21 protein-coding genes are annotated in these 24,450 nt (G+C 62.3%); 7 read left to right on the top strand and 14 right to left on the bottom strand.

All coding sequences use genetic code 11. From position 1 onward, the window contains the following. Positions 1-130 precede the first annotated feature (130 nt). The 4 genes from FQ746_RS20160 to FQ746_RS20145 form a co-directional block, all read right to left on the bottom strand. On the bottom strand, positions 131-1,345 hold the full coding sequence (locus FQ746_RS20160; protein WP_144111390.1) for an ABC transporter substrate-binding protein: 1,215 nt from the start codon (positions 1,343-1,345) through the stop codon (positions 131-133). 68 nt (positions 1,346-1,413) lie between these two features. Next, complete coding sequence (locus tag FQ746_RS20155) at positions 1,414-2,172, bottom strand: ABC transporter ATP-binding protein (protein WP_144111389.1); 759 nt, start codon at positions 2,170-2,172, stop codon at positions 1,414-1,416. Continuing rightward, entirely contained in the window at positions 2,169-2,948 is a 780-nt protein-coding gene (locus FQ746_RS20150; protein WP_144111388.1) for an ABC transporter ATP-binding protein, read from the bottom strand. Before FQ746_RS20150 ends, FQ746_RS20155 begins: the two co-directional genes overlap by 4 nt. Before the next feature lie 249 nt (positions 2,949-3,197). Beyond that, entirely contained in the window at positions 3,198-4,904 is a 1,707-nt protein-coding gene (locus tag FQ746_RS20145; protein WP_260854120.1) for a GMC family oxidoreductase, read from the bottom strand. Between the two features lie 745 nt (positions 4,905-5,649). Between FQ746_RS20145 and FQ746_RS20140 the strand changes: the two genes are divergently transcribed. Together FQ746_RS20140 and FQ746_RS20135 are read left to right on the top strand one after the other, a co-directional pair. After that, positions 5,650-6,549, top strand: a complete 900-nt coding sequence (locus tag FQ746_RS20140; RefSeq protein ID WP_144111387.1) for a LysR family transcriptional regulator — start codon at positions 5,650-5,652, stop codon at positions 6,547-6,549. 265 nt (positions 6,550-6,814) lie between these two features. Next, entirely contained in the window at positions 6,815-7,351 is a 537-nt protein-coding gene (locus FQ746_RS20135) for a class IV adenylate cyclase (RefSeq protein ID WP_144111386.1), read from the top strand. Positions 7,352-7,374: 23 nt separating this feature from the next. On the opposite strand, the gene FQ746_RS20130 is transcribed toward FQ746_RS20135, so the two are convergent. After that, positions 7,375-7,866, bottom strand: a complete 492-nt coding sequence (locus FQ746_RS20130; protein WP_144111385.1) for an Lrp/AsnC family transcriptional regulator — start codon at positions 7,864-7,866, stop codon at positions 7,375-7,377. Between the two features lie 146 nt (positions 7,867-8,012). On the opposite strand from FQ746_RS20130, the gene phhA reads away from it, so the two are divergent. The 4 genes from phhA to FQ746_RS20105 all read left to right on the top strand — a co-directional run bounded on the left by phhA (position 8,013) and on the right by FQ746_RS20105 (position 11,918). Beyond that, on the top strand, positions 8,013-8,903 hold the full coding sequence (phhA, locus tag FQ746_RS20125) for a phenylalanine 4-monooxygenase (RefSeq protein ID WP_186310777.1): 891 nt from the start codon (positions 8,013-8,015) through the stop codon (positions 8,901-8,903). Between the two features lie 80 nt (positions 8,904-8,983). Further along, positions 8,984-9,274: a 4a-hydroxytetrahydrobiopterin dehydratase gene (locus tag FQ746_RS20120; RefSeq protein ID WP_144111383.1), complete on the top strand. Its 291-nt coding sequence runs from the start codon at positions 8,984-8,986 to the stop codon at positions 9,272-9,274. 318 nt (positions 9,275-9,592) lie between these two features. After that, a complete protein-coding gene (locus tag FQ746_RS20110; RefSeq protein ID WP_144111382.1) occupies positions 9,593-10,279 on the top strand; it encodes a response regulator transcription factor in 687 nt (228 codons plus the stop codon). 136 nt (positions 10,280-10,415) lie between these two features. Next, positions 10,416-11,918 carry a sensor histidine kinase gene (locus FQ746_RS20105; protein ID WP_144111381.1) on the top strand — a complete coding sequence of 501 codons (1,503 nt, stop codon included), beginning with the start codon at positions 10,416-10,418 and terminating at the stop codon, positions 11,916-11,918. 69 nt (positions 11,919-11,987) lie between these two features. On the opposite strand, the gene FQ746_RS20100 is transcribed toward FQ746_RS20105, so the two are convergent. From FQ746_RS20100 to mnmC, 7 genes are all read right to left on the bottom strand, one after another. Then, on the bottom strand, positions 11,988-12,545 hold the full coding sequence (locus tag FQ746_RS20100; RefSeq protein ID WP_144111380.1) for an SET domain-containing protein: 558 nt from the start codon (positions 12,543-12,545) through the stop codon (positions 11,988-11,990). A 248-nt stretch (positions 12,546-12,793) separates the two neighbouring features. Further along, on the bottom strand, positions 12,794-13,906 hold the full coding sequence (locus tag FQ746_RS20095; protein WP_144111379.1) for an NADH:flavin oxidoreductase/NADH oxidase: 1,113 nt from the start codon (positions 13,904-13,906) through the stop codon (positions 12,794-12,796). A 100-nt stretch (positions 13,907-14,006) separates the two neighbouring features. Next, entirely contained in the window at positions 14,007-14,720 is a 714-nt protein-coding gene (locus tag FQ746_RS20090) for a glutamine amidotransferase (RefSeq protein ID WP_144111378.1), read from the bottom strand. A gap of 149 nt (positions 14,721-14,869) precedes the next feature. Further along, complete coding sequence (locus FQ746_RS20085) at positions 14,870-15,508, bottom strand: MarR family winged helix-turn-helix transcriptional regulator (RefSeq protein ID WP_144111377.1); 639 nt, start codon at positions 15,506-15,508, stop codon at positions 14,870-14,872. 570 nt (positions 15,509-16,078) lie between these two features. After that, positions 16,079-17,194, bottom strand: coding sequence for a YbdK family carboxylate-amine ligase (locus tag FQ746_RS20080; protein ID WP_144111376.1), 1,116 nt, complete (start codon positions 17,192-17,194; stop codon positions 16,079-16,081). A gap of 70 nt (positions 17,195-17,264) precedes the next feature. Continuing rightward, positions 17,265-18,470, bottom strand: coding sequence for a cation:proton antiporter (locus FQ746_RS20075; protein ID WP_144111375.1), 1,206 nt, complete (start codon positions 18,468-18,470; stop codon positions 17,265-17,267). A gap of 800 nt (positions 18,471-19,270) precedes the next feature. Beyond that, positions 19,271-21,241 carry a bifunctional tRNA (5-methylaminomethyl-2-thiouridine)(34)-methyltransferase MnmD/FAD-dependent 5-carboxymethylaminomethyl-2-thiouridine(34) oxidoreductase MnmC gene (mnmC, locus tag FQ746_RS20070; protein WP_144111374.1) on the bottom strand — a complete coding sequence of 657 codons (1,971 nt, stop codon included), beginning with the start codon at positions 21,239-21,241 and terminating at the stop codon, positions 19,271-19,273. 412 nt (positions 21,242-21,653) lie between these two features. On the opposite strand from mnmC, the gene FQ746_RS20065 reads away from it, so the two are divergent. Next, complete coding sequence (locus FQ746_RS20065) at positions 21,654-21,932, top strand: HU family DNA-binding protein (RefSeq protein ID WP_144111373.1); 279 nt, start codon at positions 21,654-21,656, stop codon at positions 21,930-21,932. A gap of 188 nt (positions 21,933-22,120) precedes the next feature. Here the strand turns inward: FQ746_RS20065 and FQ746_RS20060 are convergent, their stop codons facing one another. Next, positions 22,121-23,440 carry a GTP-binding protein gene (locus tag FQ746_RS20060; RefSeq protein ID WP_144111372.1) on the bottom strand — a complete coding sequence of 440 codons (1,320 nt, stop codon included), beginning with the start codon at positions 23,438-23,440 and terminating at the stop codon, positions 22,121-22,123. A gap of 178 nt (positions 23,441-23,618) precedes the next feature. Beyond that, positions 23,619-24,068, bottom strand: coding sequence for a lytic transglycosylase domain-containing protein (locus FQ746_RS20055; protein ID WP_144111371.1), 450 nt, complete (start codon positions 24,066-24,068; stop codon positions 23,619-23,621). Positions 24,069-24,450: the final 382 nt, after the last annotated feature.

The following is a 24,450-nucleotide window of genomic DNA, read 5'->3' as shown; positions in this document are numbered from 1 at the left end:
AGCCTTGATTGCTTTGCTAAGCCATTGCGAGCGTGAAATCCGTGAGACCCGTGAATGCGGTCACGACAGGGCGCCTTCCCGATGCAGGTTGCTGCTCTGGGAGGCGCCCTTGCACGCTTTCAGAACGCGCTTATTTCCACAACGCGCAGCGCGTTTCCGCCTTGGTCGTGAAGGCCTGCTCGCCGGGGATCGTCGCGGTGATCTTGTAGTAGTCCCACGGCTCTTTCGACTCGGCCGGCGTCTTCACCTGCATCAGGTACATGTCGTGGATCATGCTGCCGTCCTGCCGCACGTAACCCTTCGCGTAGAAGTCGTCGATCTTCGTTTTCTTGAGCTGCGCCATGACCTTGTCGGAGTCGGTCGAGCCGACCGCCTGCACCGCTTTCAGATAGTTCGTCGTCGCGGAATAGTCGGCGGCCTGCAGGCTCGAGGGCATCTTCTTCGTCTTGTCGAAGTAGCGCTCGGCCCACTTGCGTGTCGTCGCGTCCTTGTTCCAGTACCAGCTATCCGTCAGCACGAGTCCTTGCGTGGTCTCCAGACCCAGGCTGTGAATATCATCGATGAACACCAGCAGCGCGGCGAGCTTCATCGTCTTGGTAATGCCGAATTCCTTGGCGGCCTTGATCGAGTTGATCGTGTCGCCGCCCGCATTGGCGAGACCGAGCACCTGCGCTTTCGACGACTGCGCCTGCAACAGGAACGACGAGAAGTCCGACGCCGACAGCGGATGACGCACCGAACCGAGCACCTGACCGCCGTTCGCCTTCACCACGTCCGACGTGTTCTTTTCTAGCGCCTTGCCGAAAGCGTAGTCGGCCGTCAGGAAGTACCAGGTCTTGCCGCCCTGTTTGGTCACCGCCGAACCGGTGCCCTTGGCGAGCGCGGTCGTGTCGTACGCATAGTGAATGGTGTACGGCGTGCATTGCTCGTTGGTCAGGTTGTCGGCGCCCGCGCCGATGCTGATGTACACCTTGTGCTTTTCACCGGCCACGGTGTTCATCGACAGACCGGTCGCCGAGTTGGTGCCGCCGATCAGCATGTCCACGCCATCGCGATCGAACCATTCGCGCGCGCGGGACGCGGCGATGTCGGCTTTGTTCTGATGGTCCGCGTAGACCACGGTGATCGGCTTGCCGTTGACCTTGCCGCCGAAGTCCGCCACTGCCATGCGGATGGCTTCGAGGCCGCCTTGCCCGTCGATGTCGGCGTACAGGCCGGACATGTCGGTGATGAAGCCGATCTTCACGGCGTCGTCGGCTGCCTGCGCCGAGCCGGTCGTGAATGCTGCGCCTGCGGCGAGTGTGAATACAAATGTGGCGAGCCGCGCGAGCGAGTTCTTTTTCATGCTGTCTCCTGATTCTTCGTTTGTGGTTCTAGAGGCAAAACGGCAAAGGCGTGGTTTCTTCGATCCCGTTACACGCCCAGCAATTCGTGCAGCACCGGCATCTTGCTTTCGAGCTCGCCGGCCCCGAAGTGCTCGACGATTCCACCGTGCTCCATCACGTAGAAGCGATCGGCGAGCGGCGCCGCGAAACGGAAATTCTGTTCGACCATCACGACCGTATAGCCGCGCTGCTTCAAGGTCATGATCATGCGAGCCAGCGCCTGCACGATCACCGGCGCGAGGCCTTCGGAGATTTCGTCGAGCAGCAGCAGGCTTGCACCGGTCCGCAGAATGCGCGCGACCGCCAGCATCTGCTGTTCGCCGCCGGACAGGCGCGTGCCCTGACTCATGCGGCGTTCGTGCAGATTGGGGAACATCGAGTAGATCTCGTCGAGCGACATCATGTGCGCCTTGTCGCCGACCGGCGGCGGCAACAGCAGGTTCTCCTCGCACGACAGGCTCGAAAAAATGCCGCGCTCCTCCGGGCAGTAGCCGATGCCGCAATGCGCGATGCGATGCGTCGCCATGTCGATCGTCTCACGTCCGGCAATGCGGATCGAGCCGCTGCGCCGCCCGGTCAGTCCCATGATCGCGCGCAGCGTCGTCGTGCGGCCCGCGCCGTTGCGGCCGAGCAGCGTGACCACTTCGCCGCGGTTCACCGTCAGGTCGACGCCATGCAGGATATGCGATTCCCCGTACCACGCCTGCAGGCCCGCAATCTCCAGTGCGGGCACACCGGTCGCGGCGCCGCTCGCTTCGACGCCTTCGCGTTCGGCTAGCGTGTTCATGCGTGGGCTCCGGCCAGCGCCGCGTCGGCGCTGCCCATGTAGGCCTGCATGACGAGCGGGTTTTTGGACACGTCGGCGTACGCGCCTTCGGCCAGTACTTCACCGCGCTGCAGGACGGTGATCGTGTCGGAGATTCCGGCAATCACGTTCATGTTGTGTTCGACCATCAGGATGGTGCGGCCCGCCGAAACTTTCTTGATGAGTGCGGTGACACGGTCGACGTCTTCGTGACCCATGCCCTGGGTCGGCTCGTCGAGCAGCATCAACTCCGGTTCCATCGCGAGCGTGGTCGCAATTTCCAGCGCACGTTTGCGGCCATACGACAGCTCGACGGTTTCCACGTCGGCGAAATCGCTGAGGCCGACCTGAGTGAGCAGATCCATTGCGCGGTCGTCGAGGCGGCGCAGCGTGCGTTCGCTCTTCCAGAAATGGAACGCAGTGCCGAGCGAGCGCTGCAGACCGATACGCACGTTCTGCAATGCCGTCAGATGCGGGAACACAGCAGAAATCTGGAACGAGCGGATGATGCCGCGCCGCGCGATTTGCGCCGGCCGCTCGCGCGTGATGTCCATGCCATTGAAGACGATCTGGCCCGCGGTGGGCTCGAGAAATTTGGTGAGCAGATTGAAGCAGGTGGTCTTGCCGGCGCCGTTCGGACCGATGAGCGCATGGATCGAGCCGCGCCGCACGCGCAGATTGACTCCATTGACGGCGACAAAGCCTTTGAACTCACGGGTGAGGCCGCGCGTTTCGAGAATCGTATCGCCGAGAATCATGTTCCCTTCCATACGGAGTAAGGCGAAGCACTACGATCTTCCGCGCGACTTGCCGCGCGACTTTTTATGACGCCGGCACCCCGTGCCACGCGTTTGACGTGCTGCACCAATCCGGACGGTAGTCCATGGCGTCGCACGCAACCTGGCGGTCATTGTCGCGCCAATGATGCAGCGCAATCATCGGGATTTGCACTTAGTGGATTGTCTGGTCGGCATCGGGGCGCGATGCCGGCCTTCATTGACGGAAAGTCACGAGACGGTCACCGAAGGCGCCGCGCCGACGCCCGGGGTTGCGGTTGCGGATGTGGTCGCGATTCCACGCGCGCGGCGATCTTCGCGGATCATGTCGCTCGCGCGTTCCGCGATCATCAGCGTCGGCGAGTTGGTGTTGCCCGACGTGATGGTCGGCATGACGGACGCGTCGACCACGCGCAGGCCGTCTACACCGATTACGCGCAGCCGGTTGTCGACGACTGCGCCGGGGTCGTCGCTCGTTCCCATGCGACAGGTGCCGACCGGGTGAAAGATGGTCGTGCCGACTTCGCCGGCGGCCTGCTGGAGTTCCGCTTCCGTCTGGAACTGGATGCCCGGCAGGATTTCCTGCGGACGATAGCGTGCGAGCGCGGGCGCGGCGGCGATCCGGCGCGTGAGTCGCAGCGCGTTGGCGGCGACGTGGCGGTCGTAGTCGGTGGACAGATAATTCGGCGCGATCGCCGGTGCGGCCGCGGCATCGGCCGACACGATATGCACGCTGCCGCGGGAGGTCGGCCGCAACTGACAGACCGACGCCGTGAAGGCATTGAAGCGATGCAGCGGCTCGCCGAAGCGATCGAGCGAAAGCGGCTGCACGTGGTATTCGAGATCGGGGCGCGTGAGCGAGCGATCGTCGGGATCGGACCTGGCGAACGCGCCGAGTTGCGACGGCGACATCGACATGGGACCGCTCTGGAACAGCACGTATTGCAGGCCGATCATCAGCTTGCCCCACCAGTGCGCGGACGCCGTATTGAGTGTGCGCACGCCATCGACCTTGTAGGCCATTCGCAACTGCAGATGATCCTGGAGATTTTCGCCGACGCCGCGCAGGTCCTTGACGACGTCGATACCGAGGTTTTGCAGACGTGCGCCGTTGCCGATGCCTGACAACTCGAGCAATTGCGGCGAGTTGACGGCGCCCGAACTGAGGATGACTTCGCAGCGGGCGCGGGCGAGGTAGTCGGTGTTGTCGCCGCGGTATTCGACGCCGGTGCAGCGGCGTCCTTCGAAGACGACGCGTTGGGTGTGCGCGCCGGTGATGACGGTGAGATTCGGGCGTTGGAGCGCGGGGCGGAGGAAGGCTTTGGAGGCGTTCCAGCGGATGCCGCGTTTCTGGTTGACGTCGAAGTAGCCGACGCCGGAGTTGTCGCCGCGATTGAAGTCATTCGACGCGGGGATGCCGGTTTCCTGCGCGGCGCGCGAGAACTCTTCGAGGATTTTCCATTTGAGGCGTTGTTTCTCGACGCGCCACGGGCCGCCGGCGCCGTGCGATTCGGACGCGCCTGCGTGATGGTCTTCGCTGCGTTTGAAGATGGGGAGGACCGAGTTCCAGGACCAGGCGGCGTCACCGGTGACGCGGGCCCATTCGTCGTAGTCTTCGCGCTGGCCGCGCATGTAGATCATGCCGTTGATCGACGAGCTGCCGCCGAGGACCCGGCCGCGCGGATAGGAGAGTGTGCGGCCGTTGAGGCCTGCTTCGGATTGGGTTTTGTAGAGCCAGTCGGTGCGGGGGTTGCCGATGCAGTAGAGGTAGCCCACGGGGACGTGGATCCAGTGGTAGTCGTCTTTGCCGCCGGCTTCCAGCAGGAGGACTTTTATTTCGGGGTCCTCGGAGAGGCGGTTGGCGAGGACGCAGCCGGCCGTGCCGGCGCCAACGATGATGTAGTCGAAGGTGCCTTCCAGGCGGGGTGAGGGGGGCATTTTTTTTCGTCTCCTGACTGAGGGTTTGGTTTGTTCGTTGCACTGGGCTTTTATCGTTGCACTGGCTGGTTTTTTTTCGTTGTACTGGCTGGTTTTTTTCGTTGCACTGGCTTCTTTGGCCTCTCCTTGCTTTGTTAGTGGTCTATTAGCGTTCCCCCTGTGCGGGGGGGCACCTACTTTTCTTTGCCGCCGCAAAGAAAAGTAGGCAAAAGAAAGCGGGCTCAAACCGCTAACTCTTAAGCGGCAACCGCGCGAGGTCTTTGGTAGTGGTGCATCTGGAATCCGTGCTCCCGCACATTCCACCTCAGTGACAAGGCAGTCATTCTTCCGGCGGCGCTTCGCGCGCCCCCGGGTCGTTCTAGCCCCTCGGTTTTTCGCTTTCCGTGGTGTTCCCATCCGCGACGCACGCAGTGCGGAGTGGGAGCTGATGAGTGCTTTGTCACGGGCGCGTAATGCGCGGGGGACCGGATTCCAGATGCACCACTACCAATGAAATGCTGGGGTTCCCGCTTAAGAATTAGCGGTGTGAGCCGCTTTCTTTTGCCTACTTTTCTTTGCGGCGGCAAAGAAAAGTAGGTGCCCCCCCGCACAGGGGGAACGCTAATAGACCACTAACAAAGCAAGGAGAGGCCAAAAAGCCAGTGCAACGAAAAAAAAAGCCCGCTGCAAGCGTAAATCCAACCCTCCTCCCAAATCCAATGAAAATTCATCAACCCGAATATAAGCCGCGCTAATATCACCCCTCATGGACCTGACACTCTTAAAAGCCTTCACCACAGTAGCCCGCGAGGGCAACCTGACCCGTGCAGCCCACCACCTTCACCTAACCCAACCCGCAGTCAGCCTGCAGATAAAAAACCTGCAAGCCGCCCTAGGCATCACCCTCTTCACCCGCACTTCCCACGGCCTGACCCTCACCCGCGACGGCCAGGCGCTTCTCCCAAATGCGGAACGCGCGCTCGAAGCCGCCAACGACGTCCACCGCGCGGCGGCCGCCCTCCGTCATGAAGTCCGCGGACACCTGCGCATCGGCACCATCCTCGATCCGACCTTCCTGCGCCTCGGCGGCTTCCTCAAACAACTCGTCGAAACCTCTCCGCGCATCGAAACCGCCCTCCGCCACGGCATGTCAGGCTGGGTCCTCGATCAGGTCCGCTCCGGCCAACTCGACATCGGCTACTACATCGGCCTGCCGTCCGACAGCAACGCGCGCGACGCAACCACCTTCCACGCCATCACGCTCACCCACTTCCAATACCGCGTGCTGGCGCCCGCCGGCTGGAAAGAACGCGTGAAAGGCGCCCGCGACTGGCGCTCACTCGCCACCCTGCCGTGGATCTGGACACCACCCGACTCGGCACACAACCGTCTGCTGACGCAATGCTTTAGCGCCGCCGGCGCCACGCCGCTCAAGGTCGCCGAAGTCGATCAGGAGCAATCGATGCTCGACCTCGTCAAATCCGGCGTCGGCCTCTCGCTCGCGCGCGACGCAATCGCCATCGCCGAAGCCCACGCGCACGCGCTGACCATCGTCGACGACGTCACGGTCCCGACTCGACTCAGCCTCGTCATGCTCGCCGAACGCAAGGACGAACCGACTATCGCCGCCGCCACGAAACTGATCGAAGCCCAGTGGGCCAGATAATCCCAGCAGATCGCGGCCCCGCAATATCAGCTGCCCTCATGTCAGTCGAAACCGGGCGCACAGCCTCCGTCACCCCGGTGCAGCCGGCCGGCTGAAAGGACAGCGTCACGCAGTTTTGCTAGATTGAGCGTTCTTCGCGCCAACCCGCGTCCACGCGCACCCATCCGATTCGTCTTCTGTCCCGCCTTTTTCGTCCTTCCTGGCGGCTTCGCCCCGGCCATTCCGAAAAGCCGCCTACCTCACCGTCCGTCCACAGGAGCCTGACATGGCACGCAACATCGAAATCAAAGCCCGCGCCCAGCAATTCGAGCAACTGCGTGAACGCGCGGCGAAACTCGCACCGGATGCGCCGCTGATCTTCCGCCAGCAGGACTTTTTCTACGACGTGCCACGCGGCCGCCTGAAGCTGCGCCAGTTCGACGACGGCACGCCAGCCGAGCTGATCTTCTATCAACGCGACGATCGCGACGGCCCGAAGGCGTCGTACTACACGCGCAGTCCCGTCACCAATCCCGACGCCATGCACGCGTTGCTAGCCACCGCACTGACCACCCGCGGCATCGTCACGAAAGAGCGCCATGTCTATCTCACCGGGCGCACGCGCATTCATCTGGATCGGGTCGACGGTCTGGGCGACTTCGTCGAACTGGAAGTCGTGCTCGCGCAGGACGACACCGAAGAAGACGGCCACGCCGAAGCCCAGGCGATGTTCCAGACGTTAGGCGTGTCGGAAGCGGACCTGGTGGCGCTCGCCTATGTCGATCTGCTCAGCTCGAACGGCACGGCACAGCCGGGCGCATAACGACGGCGACAGCCCTCGCGCATTCAGACGCCCGCAGCGCCCGGCGACAGATGCGCCAGCGGCAGCGGCCCGTTGCGCTTGAACGTGGTGAGCACGATATTCGAGCGCACGCTGTCCACGCCGGGCACGCGCATCAGCTTCTTCATCACGAACGTGGACAGGTAGTTCAAGTCGGGTGCAACGATCCGCAGCAGATAATCGGCATCGCCGACCACGGCATGACACTCGAGCACTTCGGAGAGCACGTCGATCTGCTGCTGAAACTGTTCGATGATGGAGTCGCCGTGATGCTTCAACTTCAAACTGGTGAATGCCGTCACGCCAAGCCCCAGCTTCTCCGGGCGCAGCACGACCCGATAACCATCCACGACGCCCACCTGTTCGAGCCGCTGCAGACGCCGCCCAATCTGCGACGGCGATAGCGGCACCTGCTCGGCCAGTTGCTGATGAGTCGCACGGCCGAAGCGCTGCAAAACGTCCAGCAGCGCGAGATCGAAGTGATCCAGTTCGAGCATGATCTGATTCCGCATAGAATGGGGTTTATATGCACGATTATTGCATATACTCCCGAAATACTAATCATCTTGCGACCTTGCCGCACGTCTGCCGCTCTACACTTGCATGGCCACTGACCCTTGCCATCTTCATAGAGCGCAGCACCATGAATCATGCGAACCCCGCCCGATTAAAAGAGCCGTTCGACGCCGGAATCGAGCCGCGTGCCGATTTCACGATCGATCAACCGCTTCACCGCTACGGCGCCGTCGATCACGCCGTCTGGCAGCAGCTTTACGCGCGCCAGACCGCACTGCTCGAAGGCCGCGTATGCGACGCGTTTCTGGCCGGCGTCGAGCGCATCGGCATGTCGGCCCGGCGCGTTCCCGTGTTCGCCGAGATCAACGCGAAGCTCACGCCGGCAACCGGCTGGACCATCGTCGCAGTGCCGGGGCTCGTGCCGGATCGCGTGTTCTTCGAACATCTGGCGAATCGCCGCTTTCCGGTGACCTGGTGGATGCGCCGGCCGGATCAGCTCGACTATCTGCAGGAACCCGACTGTTTTCACGATCTGTTCGGTCATGTGCCTTTGCTGATCGACCCTGTCTTCGCCGACTACATGCATGCGTACGGCCGCGCGGCGCTCGCCGCCAGCGACGCGGGTGCGCTGCCGCTGCTCGCGCGGCTTTACTGGTACACGGTGGAATTCGGTCTGATCCGCGATCCGGGCAGCCCGAACGGCGTCAAGATTTATGGCGCGGGCATCGTATCGAGCAAAGGCGAAACCCTCTACAGCCAGCAAAGCGCGGCGCCCAATCGCGTCGGCTTCGACCTGGAACGCGTGATGCGCACGCGCTATCGCATCGACACGTTCCAGAAAACCTACTTCGTGATCGACGACTTCGACCAACTCTTCGACGTCGCGCAGACCGACTTCGCGGCGCTGCTGGCGAGACTCCAGGCCGAGCCTGCTTACGCCGCCGGCGAACTGAGCCCCAGCGATCGTGTCCTAACCCAAGGCTCGCAGGAAGGTTGGCTGAACGACGGCGACGTCTGAGGCCCGACCTCCACGCGATATCCATGAAAACTCATGCATCTCGCCTGCCGGCGAGTTCGCCCAGCATAGGAGGTCGCATCATGATTCAGGCACTCGGTTCCGAAGCACGCACCCAACAGCTCGCGCAACTCGACGGCTGGCAAACCGTCGAAGGTCGCGACGCAATCCAGCGCAAGCTCAGCTTCGCCGACTTCAACGAAGCGTTCGGCTTCATGACGCGGGTCGCCATCAAAGCCCAGCAGATGGATCACCATCCGGAATGGTCGAACGTCTACAACAAGGTCGAGATCGTCCTGTCCACGCACGAAGCCAATGGCCTCACGGAACGGGACATCGAACTCGCCCGCTTCATCGACAGTATTACCGGGTAATACAGGCAAAAAATATCGGCCGGCCCGGCTGCGTCGGGCAAATGGCCCTGAATGAAAGCCCGTTGCAGGCCAGCTACCGGCCAAACCTTCAGTTCTACAGGCCATTCTTAAGGTGCACGTAAGATTCGGGAATCGGCCCGGCAATAGGGTCCAAACGATCCGGCGAGAGGTGCGGCCGACGCTGTACAATCAGCACGCATCCGGCGAGGTGAGCGCCCGCCTCCTCGCACGGTAAGACGTTCGTCGCCGCTCCAAGGTTAAGAGGCGCCCCGGCGAACCGCTTGCCCAACGCCTAACCCTCGTACTTGAGCGAACTCCATGCGACTCCTTCTGATCGAAGATGACCGCCCCATCGCGCGCGGCATCCAAAGCAGCCTCGAACAAGCCGGCTTCACCGTCGACATGGTTCACGACGGCATTTTCGCCGAGCAGGCTCTCACGCAAAATCGCCACGAGCTGGTGATTCTCGACCTGGGTCTGCCGGGCATCGACGGCATGACCTTGCTTGCACGCTTCCGTCAGAGCAATCGCCACACGCCGGTCATCATCCTCACCGCGCGCGACGAATTGAACGACCGCGTGCAAGGTCTGAATTCCGGCGCCGACGACTACATGTTGAAGCCGTTCGAACCCACCGAACTCGAAGCGCGCATTCGCGCCGTGATGCGCCGCAGCGGTCCGCACGGCGATATGCCGCGTCCGGAAGTGTCGCTGGGCGGAGTCCGCCTGTCGGGCGTCGACCGTCGCATCTTCAACGACGACAAGCCGCTCGAACTGTCGCCGCGCGAATTCGCGGTGCTGGAAATGCTGCTGCTGCGTCACGGCCGTGTGGTCAGCAAAGCGCAACTGCAAGACCATCTGACGCACTTCGGCGGCGATCTCGGCGACACCGCGATCGAAGTCTACGTGCACCGGGTGCGCAAAAAGCTGGAAGCCTGCCGTGTCGAAATCGTCACGGTGCGCGGCTTCGGTTATCTATTGCAGGAAATCCGTCAGGCCGCATAATCGTCGCAACGGCCGCCCACCGTTTTCGGTGGCGGCCTGACGACGCCGGGCCGGCAACACGCGCGTGACGCGTAGTTCGCCGGCCACCGGCACATTTTCGCGGTGCTCGTCGCCGCCACTTTCCGCGCGTTCGATCATGCCCCAGCTGGCCGCCAATAGTCTGCGCCGCACGCTGTTGCGGCGCCTCGCCGCTCCCCTCTCGCTGCTCGCACTGATGAGCGGGCTGATCGCCTACTGGCTGGCGTGGCAATACACCCAGCACGTGGTCGACCGTTCGCTTGCCGACATGGCGACGGCCATCTCCAAGCAGGTTCAGATTGCTGGGCCGAACGCCAAGGCAGCGGTGACGCCGCTCGCTCAGGCCATGTTCTCGGACCCGGTCGAACAGCTGGTCTTTCGCATCAGCAATGGCGAGACGGAAATTGCCGGCGACCGCAACCTTCCGCTGCAAGGCACCAGCGTGCGCCGGATGCACTACGCGTACGTGTTCGAAGCGCAGCACGAAGGCGTGACGGTGCGGGTCGCGCAGGTTCGCGTGGATCAACCGGTCGGCAATCCGATCGTCATCGAGGTCGGACAGCCGGTGCATCACCGGTTCCAGATTGCCGCCGAATTTCTGGTCGCGATCATGATGCCGTTGCTGCTGTTGCTGCTGGCCGGCTGGGTGATCGTGTGGCGCGTCGTCAATCAGCAGCTCAATCCGCTGACGGACCTCGCCGACTCGCTGAACCGGCAAACCCACACGTCGCTCGAACCGGTCGACGAGACTTATGTGCCGGTCGAAATCCGCCCGCTCACCGGCGCACTGAACGCGCTGCTCGACCGGCTGAAAACGGCACTCGACGGGCAACGCAAATTCATCGCCGACGCCGCGCATCAGTTGCGCACGCCGCTTACCGCGGTGAAGCTGCACGCCGAACAGGCTGCGGTCGCGCGCGATCCGCAACAGGCGCTGGTCGCCGTGCGCGAGTTACGCGCCGCGGCGGATCGCGCCGTGCGGCTATCGAATCAGTTGCTCTCGCTCGCACGCGCCGAGCCGGGCGAACAGGCAGCCCGTTTCGTCAACGTGGATATGGCCGCGCTCGCATTCGATACCGGCGCCGAATGGGTGCCGCGCGCGCTGACATTCCATATCGATCTGGGCTTCCAGCGTCTCGACGATCCGACCAACGATCATCCGCTCATGGCACGCGGCAATCCTGTTCTGCTGCACGAGGTGATCGCCAATCTGCTGGATAACGCCCTCAAGTACGTGCCGCCTTCGCGCGTCGACGGCGGCCGCATTACGGTGACGGTGTCGCAAGCGCTGATCGGCGAACAACGCATGGCCGAGATCGCTGTGGAAGACAACGGTGCGGGCGTCCCGCACAAGCAGCAGTCCGATCTGTTCAAGCGTTTCTTTCGCGGCGACGGTCAGAGCGATAGCGGCGTGGATAGCGGTGCGGGTCTCGGTCTCGCGATCGTGCACGACATCATGGTGCTGCATCATGGCAGCGTGCATTACGAAGACGCGCCGGAGGGTGGAGCGCGCTTTATCGTTCGCGTGCCGTTGATGCCGGCGAGCGTAAAGCCTGCTCCGTCTGTCGAAGAGCGACGGCCGGCGAAAAAAACGGCGCTCTCGGCGCCGATGGATGTGTAATTCTTCAAAGCCTCGCCAGATAGCCGGCCGTTAGATGGAACAGCTTCCGAACGACCGGCGACCGGCGCCTCATTTTTTCTTCGACTTCTTTTCTTCCTTCTCAGGCCTGGCCTTCTTCGACGCCTTCGCAGACTTTGCGGACTTCGCCGTCTTCGCCGTTTTAGCCGCGCCCTTCTCTTTCTCCGGCGGCGCCAGCATCGTGCCGCGGCACTTGCGTGCGCCGCAGCGGCATTCGTATTCCTGCTTCAGCTTTTTGGTCTGCCGCGCATCGATGACGAGCCCGTAGTCATAAAACAGCTCGTCGCCTTCGGCGATATCGCGCAACGCATGCACGTACACATGCCCGTCGATTTCTTCGGCTTCGCAATTCGGCGCGCACGAGTGATTGATCCAGCGGGCGCTGTTGCCGTCCACCTTGCCGTCGATCACCTTGCCGCTATCGAGCGCGAAATAAAACGTGTGATTGGGTTCGGCCGGATCGTGCGGATGACGACGCAATGCTTCTTTCCAGGAGATGCGCTCACCCTTGTATTCGATCAACCGTTCGCCCGCCGCGATCGGCTCATTGGCAAACACGCCTTTGCCGTGCACACCCGAGCGGCGCACGGCGATCCTGCGTGAACTCATTGAATGAATCCTTGTGAAGAACGGTGGGTGAAGTTCCGGCCGCGCTGGCCGCCGCGCTGGCAGCCGCGCTGGCCGCCGCGTCTCACGCGCTGCTTTTCCGACGCGGATAGCAAACGCGGCGCCCTGCGAGCGCCGCGTCGACTCGTGACGCTCACGCGTCACACATCCGGCATCCTACACGCTCGGAGCGGCTTCGTTCAACCGTCATCGAGACTGCGCGCGCATGCCGCTCGTGCCGGGTCGTCGGCCTAACGTTGACCAAACGAGATGTCGCCGAACAACGCCTTCTGTTCGCGCGGTTGCGAACGCCAGTACTGCGGCGGTGCTTCGACCGTCGCACCCAACTGAGCAGCGGCGTGCCACGGCCAGCGCGGGTTATACAGCAGCGCGCGAGCCAGCGCGATCAGATCGGCGTCGCCCGCTTCGATCAGTTGCTCGGCATGCAACGGGTCGGTGATCAGACCGACACCGATGGTGGTCAATCCCGTCGCCTGCCTGACTGCTTTGGCGAACGGAATCTGATAACCCGGTTCGAGCGGAATCTTCTGCAACGGCGACACACCGCCGGACGACACATCGATCCAGTCGCAGCCGCGTTTCTTCAGTTCCTGCGCGAATGCGATGGTCTCTTCGAGGGTCCAGCCGCCGTCGACCCAATCGGTCGCCGACACACGCACGCCGACCGGCTTGTCGGCCGGAAACGCGGCACGCACGATGTCGAAAATCTCCAGCGGAAAACGCATGCGATTCTCGAGCGAGCCACCGTATTCGTCGTTACGTTGATTCGCGATCGGCGAGAGAAATTGATGCAGCAGATAACCGTGCGCGGCATGCACTTCGAGTGCATCGAGACCGAGTCGTGCGGCGCGGCGTGCGGACGCGGCGAAGGCTTCGCGAAGACGGTTGAGGCCGGCGGTATCGAGCGCCAACGGCGGCTCTTCACCTGCTTTATGCGGCAGCGACGACGGCGCATGCGGCAGCCAGCCACCTTGCGCCACTGGAATCAGCTGACCGCCATCCCAGGGCGCGTGACTCGACGCCTTGCGCCCGGCATGCCCCAACTGCATGGCGACCTTGATAGACGAGTGCTTGCGGATTGCGGCCAGCACCGGCACGAGTGCCGCTTCGGTGGCGTCGTCCCACAGACCGAGATCGCCGGGGGTGATTCGGCCGTCGGGTTCGACCGCCGTCGCCTCGATACACAGCAAGCTCGCTCCGGATAAAGCCAGACTGCCGAGATGAATCAGATGCCATTCGGTCGCCTCGCCGCGATCGGCGGAATACTGGCACATCGGCGACACGACGATACGATTGGGAAGCGTCACGCTACGCAGCGTGAGCGAAGAGAAGAGCGCGCTCATGGGAGTTCCAGTCGAAACAGGAGAGCGGTCGAGCATAGCACCGCGAGCCGCTTGCTGCTCGTAGTGTGCTGCTCGTGACTGCCTGCCGGAACGCGCCGCTTCAGGCGGTCGGCTCGACCTGATCGAGCCACTCGCCGAACATGCGGCACGCGGCGGTTTCCAGCGTCGGCGCGAACTGCGCGGTCTGCGCCCGCAACTGCCGTGCGTCGATGCCATGCCCTGCGATCTCGCCTGCGTTACCGATCAGCCAGGGCTCGAAGCGGTCCGCGCGAATCTCCGGATGACATTGCAAGCCGAGCACATGCTGGCCCCACGCGAATGCCTGATTTTCGCAGGCGGGGGTGGAAGCGAGGCGCGTGGCGTTATCGGGAAGATCGAAGGTATCGCCGTGCCAGTGCAGCATCGAAGTGAGTGCGCCGTCCACATGACGCAGCGGCGAGACGCGACCGGCGTCGGTCAGCGTGAGCGGAGTCCAGCCGAGTTCCGTATGGCCCGCGGCATAGACGCGCGCGCCAAGCGCTCGCGCGATGAGTTGTGCGCCGAGGCAGATGCCGAGCGTCGGCAAGCCTGCCGCGATACGCTTTTCGAGCATTGCCAGCAGCGGCGTCAGATGCGGATAATGCGCATCGTCAGAGGCGCTGATCGGGCCGCCGAGCACCACCAGCAAAGACGCGGCGAGCGGGTCCGGTGCCTCGATGCGCGCGAAGCCAACGTCGAGATAGCGAACCGGGCGTCCACGCTCGCCAAGGACGAGCTCCAGACTGCCCAGATCTTCGAAGTGCACGTGGCGAATGGCCAGAACTTCGCGATTCATCGCCCTGTTCCACCTTCAGGTTGACTAAAGACGTGCCGCTACGCGGCGCTCCGGGCAGCGGGCCGCCGGTGTCGAACGGCGTGAACGTTTCGACTCCCGCAGACCGCAGCCGGCTTGGCAGTGTAGCGGATTGTCCCGAAGATCGCGCCTTACTGCGCGAAGATCTTCCAGGTCTTCTTCTGGGTGGTGAGGTCGGCGATTTCGTACACCGAGCAGTCGAGACGCACGTCGGTGTCCAGCATCTTCAGCCCGAGCAGCGCGCATTGATGCGGCGTCTTCTTCGGATTCTTGCTCGGCTCGAAATGCGTGCAGCTCAGACACATCCGGTGCGGCGGAATCGTGCCCTCGGCTTCGAGGTGATGCACGGTCTTGAGCAGCGTGCGGTAGAACACTGCCTGTTCGTCGTCGCGCAATGCGCCGACTGCCTTGGCCAGAAAATCCGGCCATTGCACGGCACGCTTCGCAGCAGTCCGGCCGCGAGCCGTCAGGCGTACCGCGAGTGCACGGCCGTCGTCGAGGGCACGGCGTTTTTCGACCAGACCCTTGGTTTCCAGCGTGCTGACCGCGTCGCTGGTGGTCGCTGCGGTCAACGCTGTTTCGCGCGCGATTTCGCCTAGACGCATCGGGCCTTTGCGCTGCATCAGCAACACCAGGATTTCGCCCTGGGTCGGCGTGAGACCGGCGCCTTCCGCCCAGTCCCAAGCCTGGCTCCGCATGGCCGTACTCAATCGCAATAGGCTGTGAGTCACGCGCCCACTTGCCAGTTCACCGTATACGCCTTCGCTCATAATCTTCAATTCGTGTGTATTGATAGCCTGCGTGCCTTGCCGGCGAACTGTTCGCCAGACTCGACCGTAGCCTGTGTGGGGTAGCCCCGCCCTACAGCAGACGAGACGATTCAACTATCTCAAAAATTTACCGCTCCAGCAGCCCAAGCGGCGAAAACGACATTCTATGCGAGAGCTGCGAATCGCACAGCTAAGTTATCCAATGCAAGCTGTGGATAACCCGGGGAAAACAGGGGGACGACTTGTGCATCGAATCTTGATAAGTCCGCCGACTCCATCGCGAGTTCAAAAGTTATCCTTTCCGCAAGCCTGCAATATCGGCTCGATCTACTTGCTTATGGTTTACGTAGCACATTGACTTTGCAGGGAAATATCCCGTTGTTCACAGGTAGATGCGGTGCTTGTTAACTACTACTACGTTGTATACGTCATCTTTATAAAAAAGCTTGAGCGACGCGATCTGGAAATGAATTGAAAAGAATTGCGAAGAAAGGATAAATTTGATTACGAAAAAAAACCCGCTCGATGGCGGGTTTTCTTACGAATCAACTTCAAACGGAATGACCCGGCTCACGCTCTCCATTGCAGACATTGTTGCCGCACTGCTTCGTGCAAGGACTTTTCCTGATCGAATACACCGCGCAACCAGGTTGCGTCGTTGACCTGACCACGCGCAATCGCGCCGATTTCCGCGAGTGCATTGCCCGAGCCCAGCGCCTCGGCATGCGGTGCGATCCGGTCCAGCGTTTCCAGAATGTCTTCGGAAATCGTTTTGCGTTCCCCCGTCTGCGGATTGATACAGGTGCCGGCCAAACCGAAACGGCACGCCTCGAAGCGGTTGAACGTGTAGACGAGATAGTCGTCTTCCTGCGGGGTGATCGGCTTGTCGAGCAACAGATGCCGCGCGAGCGTTTGAATGTAGCAGGCAATCGCTGCCGCGCGATCCACCGATAGCGGCGTATCCATCACCCGTACTTCGATCGTGCCGAAGCCCGGCTTTGGCCGGATGTCCCAGTAAAAATCCTTCATGCTGTTGACCACACCCGTGTGGACCATCTTCGAGAAATATTCCTCGAAGCTGTCCCATGTCAACACGAACGGTGCGCGGCCAGACAGCGGAAATGCGAACACCGAATTCAGACGTGCCGAATGAAAACCGGTGTCCACGCCCTGCACGAATGGCGACGACGCCGACAGCGCGATGAAATGCGGAATGAAGCGCGACATGGAATGCAGCAGATACAGCGCACTGTTCGGATCCGGACAACCGATATGCACGTGCTGGCCGAACACCGTGAACTGCTTGGCGAGATAGCCGTACAGCTCGGAAAGATACTGAAAACGCGGTGTATCGACGATCTGCCGGTCGCTCCATTGCTGGAACGCATGCGTGCCGCCGCCGCACAGACCGACGTTCAGCCGGTCGGCCGCGGACACCAGCGTGTCGCGAATCGTGCGCAGATCGGCGACGGCCTGTTCGTGCGTCGTGCAGATGCCGGTCGACAGCTCGATCATGCTTTCGGTGATTTCCGGCGTGATGTTGCCGGGAATCTTTTCGTCCTTGATCAGGCGCAGCAGATCCGAGCCGGCCTTGGTCAAATCGTAATCGTGCGTGTTGACGATCTGCATCTCGAGTTCGACGCCGAAAGTAAACGGCTTCGAATCGATGAAGGGTTCGAGTGACATGGCGTCCCCTGAGTCTGAACGGCCGGGAGGTGTCAGATACCCGGCCGTGTTTGAAGCTTATAAATTGGAATTACTCTTCGCGCCGTTCGTTCACCAACGCGAGGCTGCGATACACGAGCCACGGCCCGAGAATCTGCAGCACGACGATCGAACACATGACGATCGCGCGCAGTTGCGGATCGAAATTCGGATAAAGGTTGTAGGTATCGTCGACCAGCAGATACGCGAGTGCCGACATGGGTGAAAGCGATAGCCCGAGCGCGAGCCCCTGCTTCCAGTTCAACCCGCTTGGCCTCGCGAAGGCGAGCACGCCGACGAGTTTCGCCACCAGACGCGCAACGATCAGACCCAGTGCGGCCACCCCGCCGAGCGCAATGTCTTTCCATTCGAACGACGTCAGCGTCAGCACGAACAGAATTACGGTGAGCAGCCAGCCGGCCGTGCCGAAATGCTGAGGCCACAACTGCGGACGCGCCTCGTGATTTTTAACGATGATGCCGGCGGCGAGCAGCGCGAGAATCGTCGACAGCTTGAACAGATGCGCGACCGCAATGGCCAGCAGCACGAGACCGAATAGCGCGACGAACGAGTGCTCGTCGTGCATGTTCAGGCGACGGTAGAACAACGTACAGGTGCGAGCGAGCAGATAAGCCAGAACGAGCGAGCCGACCAGCAGATACAGCGGCTGCAGGATGGTCGCGAAAACGTTGCCGTAGATTTCCTGATGCAGCCAGCTCGACACGAGTTTTTCGATAACGACCGCGTACATGCTGTTCAACGCGGTCAGCGTCAACAGACGTTGGGTGACCTGGCCTTCCGCGCGCAATTCGGTTTTGAGCTGAATCACCATGGCGGGCGAGGTGGCCATCGCGATGGCGGCGAGCACCGTGGCCACCATCAACGGAACGTGCAGGAACAGCAGAACCGGCAGAACCAGCACGAAAGTGAGTGTGGCTTCTGCGATGCTGGAAAGAATCAGCCATGGGTTACGGCGAATCCAGCGCAAGTCGAGGCGGCTGCCCAGTTCGAATAGCAGCAGACCGAGTGCGACGTCGAGCAAAGGGCGCGCAGCGCCGGCGGAATTGGCGTCGATTACGCCGAAGCCGGCCGCGCCGGCAATCAGCCCGATAACGGCATAACCGGAAATGCGCGGCAGACGCCACGCGCGATAACACAATTCGCCGCACAAACCGGCGGCAAGCAAAGCCAGACCCGCCCAAAAAATGGCGTCGGGGGCGAGCGGCCACGCGGGGAAAAACGAAAACGCCGAATTCATCGTGATGAGCTCTCCTTTGCCGCAACAGCAGACAGACGAACGGACGCGAGCCGGCGCACACCGGCGGCCGAGTGAGCGCGATGGGCGCTCACTGTCGCGATCGCTTCGCGTGACAGGCGTTGCGAGTTGTCTACGATCGGATGATCGGTACGCGCCGCAGCCGCTCGGCGCCGGGCGCATTCAGGCGTGCGGCGTGGCATCCGGCACGGCACGGTGAAGAAGCCGGCGTGTTTGACTCAGATTCTGATTGGCCGGCACCGTTCCGTTGCTGCGTGTGCCGTGAGAGGCAGGCACCACGCGGAAAAAGAACGGCGATTGTGCCATAGCTTTTTCAGGCTCGACCGAAAAGACATGAACCTGCTGGCAAAACGGTAAAAACGTACGTTATCTTCACGAGTTGCGGAAAAAGCGACCTTTTTGCGGTGATTGACGGTTTGGTCGAGGGCTTTGCTTAAGGGGGCGATTTGCCGCGGGTTTTAAACGTGACGAGTTCTTGCTGCTGCTTCCAGATCACCGCGGTCTTTCTGTTTACAGGTTTACCGTATGTATACGTAGTAACAGTTAACAAGCTGACTCGATTTCTGTGGATAACCCCGATTTACCTAAATGAATCATCGGTTTGCCAACCGCATAACCGGATGCACGGAATGTGCGGAAGCAGCGGGTAGTCGAGGGTAACTTTTGGCGATTTTTCACGGCGCAAGAGTTACCCCGTTTACGTCCACAGCGGTTCCACATGAGTTGCGCCAGTAAACAACGAGGTTATCCACACAGTGCGGTGGATAAGTGACGATAGCGCGTCAGCTCACCGTTCCTTGTCGCAATGCCCGAATCAGGAAGCGCGCGGGATCGATGTCTTCGGCCAGATCCTGGGTGAGAGGCCACGGCTCGCCTTCGATCTGCGAGGCGAGCAGTTCGGCGCCGAGCGTGGCCCACACGAGCCCGCGCGAGCCATAGGCGAAAGCGCCATACAGCCCTTCGCTGCGTGTCAGATCGAGCGGCCAGGCGCCGCGCAGACGCTGTGCGTCCCGGGCGGCCGCGGTCTCGTCGGCAAGCTGGCCGATCATCGGCATGCGGTCGCTGGTCACGCAGCGAAACGCCACGCGTCCGTCCAGATTCGCAATGTGGGCGGAATCCAGGTTGCGTTGGAAACCAGGCAGCATCGCTATCACGCGTTCGATGTTTTCGCGATGGCCATCCGGGCGCAGCGTCGCATCGGGATCGTCGAGTTCGTAGGTCGCACCGGTTAGGGTGACGCCGTCGGCGAGCGGCACCGCGTAGCCATCGCCGATAACGGGCAGCGCGAGCGGCGCGACCGAGCCCGGCGGCAGCAGGCTCAACTGCCCGCGGATGCTGCGGGTGGGCGCATAACGCAAGCTGGCGAGACGCGCGGCCTCGTGCGCGCTCGCGACGATGACCACCGGTGCTCGCCCGAGCAACTGTCCGGCTGTGTCGAAAACGGACCACTGGTTGTCGATCCGCTCGAGTCGGCCCACTTCGGCGTCGAATCGGCGAGTCAACAGATCGCCCGCCGCCGCGCATTGCGACGCGCAGAGCGCGGCGGGGTCGACCCAGCCGCCGTGTGGGAAAAACGAGCCGCCGCGGGCGAGCGGCGTGCCGGCCAGGCGTTGCGCTTCGCCCGCATCGACGGCATGCACGTAGCCGGACGGGTAGCCGAATCGCTCGATGGCCTCGCGTATTGCATGGGCTTCGGCATCGTCGGAAGCGATTTGCAGCAGGCCTGCGTCGCTGCGCAGGCGCTTGCCGCCGTCGAGACGCTCGAGTGCCTCCCAGCGCCGGAGCGCGTAAAGAAAGCCCGCGCGAGTGATGCGCGACGCGACGCTGTCGTCGCGGGAAATTAGAGGATGGAATACGCCGGCCGGATTGCCCGACGCGCCGCGAGCCACAGCAGCGTGTCGCTCCAGCGAGGTGACGCGCCAGCCGCGTGCCGTCAGCCGCTCGATCGCGGCGCAGCCGGCAAGCCCGGTACCGATGACGATCGCGTGCCTTTCATCCACCGCCAACGGCGCCGGCGGCTCGTAGCGGCGCACTCGCCAGCGCGGCGAAAAGTGACCGGCCAGCATCGCCCGCTTCCAGCCGAAGCCGTCGATTTTTTGGTACACAAAGCCATTCTGGAGCAGCGCCCGCTTGATCTCGCCTGCGCTGCTGTAGGTGGAGAAAGTGGCCTCTTCCCCCGCCAGTCGGGCCAGCGACTTGAAGATGGCCGGCGACCAGATATCCGGATTCCTAGCGGGTGCGAAACCGTCTAGATAGAACGCGTCGGCCCGGAGTCGAAGCACCGGCAGCGTGGCGGCGGCGTCGCCGAAGATCAGCGTCAGCGTGACCTGGCCGCCGTCGAATTCGAGCCGGTGCGAACCCGGCACGAGCATCGGCCAGGCATCGGCGAGCATCGCCGCCAGGCTGGCGATTTCCGGGTCCGGAATGGTCTTCGCACAGACGCTGCGCAGATCGGCCTGAGTAAACGGATGCTTTTCGGTCGAAACGAAATGCAGACGTGCGCAGCGTTCCGGATCGGCACGCCAGGCGGCCCACGTCATCAGAAAATTGATACCCATGCCGAAGCCGGTCTCGAGCACGGTGAAAACACGCCGGCCCTGCCAGCGCCCGGGCAGCGCATTGCCGCGCAGAAAAACGTATTGCGCCTGCTCGAGACTGCCGACGGCGCTGTGATAGATGTCGTTGTAGAGCGGCGAATAAGGCGTGCCGTTGTCGCGGAAAGCGAGGACGGCCGGGATCAGCGGATCGGTCATGCGCGGTGGAGTTGGACGCTCGACAAAAGCGGTTCAGACGTTACCCCCGGCATGCGCTGCGAGCCAGGCGGCGAAAATGGCGCGCCGGCGTTGGCAAAAACCAACGCCAAGCCCCGTCCATACTGGGTTTCAGCCCAAAAGGGGGTCCCGGAACGAAGAAAAGCAAGGGTTTCCCCGCGCTCCCGGCCGCAGCCTGCTTAATTCTTCGAAACCCTTGTCCTGATTGGGTTTGCGCTGCGCTATCATAGCAAGCGCCGCCAAGGGAGCGGCAGCGCGGCCATGGGCGGTCAACCGCACCGTGAGATTGTCTGGAGGGGATCCGGAGCCGTCGCTGCTCGACGGCGTTGTCCGCGTACGTATAATCGGCGCGTTCGCGCTGTTCGTGTCAACCTAAACTCAGAAAGGAACCTTAATGAACAAACAGGAACTGATCGACGCTGTCGCAGGACAGACGGGCGCCAGCAAGGCTCAAACCGGTGAAACGCTGGACACGTTGCTTGAAGTGATCAAGAAGTCTGTGTCGAAGGGTGATGCGGTCCAGTTGATTGGCTTCGGCAGCTTTGGTTCGGGCAAGCGCGCAGCACGTACGGGTCGTAACCCCAAGACCGGTGAAACTATCAAGATCCCGGCCGCCAAGACCGTCAAGTTCACGGCCGGTAAGGCGTTCAAGGATTCGGTCAACAAGCGCTAGGCACATCGGTGCCAGGCAGTTGACACCCGCCAACGGCGGGTTTTTTTTCGTCCGCGTTTTCGTCCGCGATTTCGTCCGCGATTTCGTCCGCGATTTCGTCCGCGTTTTCGTCCGCGTTTTCGTCCGCGATTTCGTCCGCGTTTTCGTCCGCGATTGGCGGCGGCGTCAGCCGGAACCGGCGCCGCAGTTCAGTCGTGACGATGCAGGATTTCACCGTGGCCGTGGCCGTGGTCGTGGTCATGATCGTGGTCGTGGCCATGATGATCATGATCTTCGTCATCGAAGTCCCAGTCCGGGAACGGATCCGAGAATTGCTGCCAGCCTTGGGGCCCCAGCGCGTACTCGTCGTCGGTCAGCAGACACGCGTCGAATTTCCACTGCCATTCGGTCGCGTCGATATTCACGCCGATCATCACCAGTTCCTGCCGCCGGTCGCCGATGCTCATGTCATCGGGTTCGCCGAACCAGTCGGCGGCGATTTCGGCGGCCAGTTCGTCGTCGCCGTCCGGCCATTCGCTGCGCGGTTGCGCCGCCCACCACATGCCGGCCGGACCATGCCGGCATGCACCGCCCGCTTGCGACAGCGAACCGGCAGTATCGTTACGCGTCGCGAGCCAGAAGAAGCCTTTGCTGCGCAACACGCCTTTCCACTCCTGATGCAGCAGCGCCCAGAGACGCTCCGGGTGAAACGGCCGGCGCGCGCGATAGATAAAGTTGCCGATGCCGAATTCGTCCGCTTCGCCGTGATGATCGTGATCTTGGTCATGCTCGTGATTCAGCGATGCGAGCCAGCCCGGCGCACTTGCAGCCTCGTCGAAATCGAACCGGCCGGTGTTCAGCACTTCACCGAGCGGCACTTCGCCGAAGCGGCTCACCACCTGCACCGCACGCGGGTTGATGCGCGCGAGAATGCGCTGCAGGCGCGTCAGTTGGTCGGCGCTGACCAGATCGGCCTTGTTCACCACCAGCACATCGCAAAATTCGATCTGCTCGATCAGCAATTCAACCAGCGTGCGGTCGTCCTCTTCGCTCGCGGCAATGCCGCGCTCGGCGAGCGCGTCGGCCGAACCGTAATCGCGCAGGAAGTTGAACGCGTCGACCACCGTCACCATCGTGTCGAGTTGCGCGACATCGGACAGCGACGCGCCGTCGTCATCGACGAACGTGAAGGTTTCGGCAATCGGCATGGGCTCCGCGACGCCCGTCGACTCGATCAGAATCGCGTCGAAACGCTTTTCACCGGCGAGCCGTTTGATTTCGATCAGCAGATCGTCGCGCAGCGTGCAGCAGATGCAGCCGTTGGACAGTTCGACCAGTTGCTCCTCGACATGCGACAGCGCGGCGGCATCGCGCACGAGGGTCGCGTCGATATTGACGGCGGCCAGATCGTTGACGATCACGGCGACCCGCAGACCGGCGCGATTCGCGAGGATATGGTTCAGGAGCGTGGTCTTGCCGGCGCCCAGAAAACCGGAGAGCACGGTGACGGGCAATAGCGGCTGGTTCATCGCAGTACGGAAAAGCTAGAGGAGTGGAAGGCGTGCCGTGGCGCGAAACCTGTCTGGCCTTGCACGGCAGGCGCCAGCGGCAGCACGAAGCCGCATTGTGCATCAAACGGGGGGTCGCCGCGTGGCGGGAGAGAGAACGACGCAGCCGGCGGATCGGAAACCGCCAGCCACCGGCAACTCAGCGCACGACGGCCGGCATCAGATTCCACTTGCGCAGAATCGCGGCAATCTGCTGCGCGTACTTGTCCCGCAGGGCCGGCGTTTCCGAGTGATAAGCGCCGACGGCCTGCCAGGTGTTGCCGTATTTGTTCATCTGGCGGCGCAGGTGCCAGGCGGCAATATAGACGTTCTTGCAAGGCTCCATCAGCGTGCCCTGAGAAATGCCGTACTGGGCGAGCGTCGGAAGATGAATCGAGTTGATCTGCATCACGCCGTAGTCGGTCGAGCCGTTGGCGTTCTTGTGGGTCGCGTCCGGCCGGTTATGCGACTCCTGCCAGGCAATGGCGCGCAGGATCAGCGGATTGACCTTCTGATATTTCGCGGCCTCGTCGAAGCAGTCGGCGCGCGCGGACCCTGCTGCAAACAGCAGCGTCAAACCAGCAGCGACGGTGACAAGGCGGCGATTCATCGGTCAATAGGCCTAAGCAAAGGGGCAAGCGTAAGGGGCGGGAAGGCTTGGCGCCGGCCATATTTCAGCCGAAGCAGGCCGCGGGAGCACGCAGGCTGGGCGTTTGCCGGACATCGGGGAAAACCCGTGCCGCCAACCGGCCACCGGCGAGGCGATCGGCTCGTATCATACCGGCAGACTTGCGAGCGTCAAGCCGGCCGGATGTCATAGTCGCGTGAAAAAACCGGTCGTTCTGCGGCGTAGCGCACGATCCGGCACGCCTCGCCTCCAGCTTTCAATCGGTTGACGAAGGCTGCCGCTCGTGGAGGAATCGCTCTGGCCCGTTTGTTTTGTGACAAATCCGACATGAAAAACTGTTACTGTTCATTTTTTTCGGACGGCG

It is taken from the genome of Paraburkholderia sp. BCC1886, assembly GCF_900996245.1.
In the GTDB taxonomy this organism is placed as follows: domain Bacteria; phylum Pseudomonadota; class Gammaproteobacteria; order Burkholderiales; family Burkholderiaceae; genus Paraburkholderia.
This window is presented reverse-complemented; position numbering and strand designations above follow the sequence as displayed.